Annotated in this window: 2 protein-coding genes; both read right to left on the reverse strand. The window is 69.6% G+C overall.

All coding sequences use genetic code 11. From position 1 onward, the window contains the following. The coding region (gene tnpB, locus E2C06_RS36785; RefSeq protein ID WP_133293426.1) for an IS66 family insertion sequence element accessory protein TnpB at nucleotides 1-221 on the reverse strand (221 nt) is incomplete at its 3' end. Further along, a complete protein-coding gene (gene tnpA, locus E2C06_RS36790; protein WP_165982926.1) occupies nucleotides 221-646 on the reverse strand; it encodes an IS66-like element accessory protein TnpA in 426 nt (141 codons plus the stop codon). The genes tnpA and tnpB, both read right to left, overlap by 1 nt. Nucleotides 647-759: the final 113 nt, after the last annotated feature.

Consider the following 759-nt stretch of genomic DNA (forward strand, 5'->3'; position numbering starts at 1 on the left):
CCCTTCTCAAGACGCTTGGCCAGCAGCACCAGGCCCTGGCCATCCCACCAAAGCGCCTTCAGCAGGTCACCCCGCCTGCCGCGGAACAGGAACAGGTGGCCGGAGAACGGATCAGCCTTCAGCACCGTCTGCACCTGGGCGGCCAGGCCGTCGAACCCTTTCCGCATGTCCGTGACGCCAAGCGCCAGATGAACCCGGATGCCAGCGTTGAAGCTCAGCATCAGGCGTCCAGCGCCGTGGCTAGCCGCCCCAGCACCTCCGGCCGGATCGCCTCGGACACCCGCAGCACCCGCCCGTTCGGCAGCACGACCTCGATCATCGAAACCGCCTTGCACGGTCGGGTGATGCGCCGGTGCGGCGGCGTGGCGTTGGCCGCCTTGGGCTCGGGCGGCTCGTCCGCGACGATCCTCAATGGCACCAGCGTCGGGGGCGCATCCGCCCGCACCAAGCCGGGCATCGTCCCCTCGCGCGCCTGCCGGCGCCAGTCGAACAGCAGGCTCCGGCTCATCCCATGCCGGTCCGCGACCGCCGCCACCGAAGCGCCGGGGCGCGATACCTCCTCAACCAGCGCCAGCTTCTGCTCCAGCGTCCAACGGCGCCGACGCGCCACCACGCTGATCACCTCACCCACACGACCGTCCGGCACCGACCTTACCCCTAGGCGTAAGGGCGGCAACGGACATCCGCACCACCCACAAGCCAGCAAGGTCACCCAATCAGACGCCCGCAGCGCAAGGCAGCCGAAGAAGGACGCTTACG

The organism is Dankookia rubra (assembly GCF_004355005.1).
Lineage (GTDB): Bacteria > Pseudomonadota > Alphaproteobacteria > Acetobacterales > Acetobacteraceae > Paracraurococcus > Paracraurococcus ruber_A.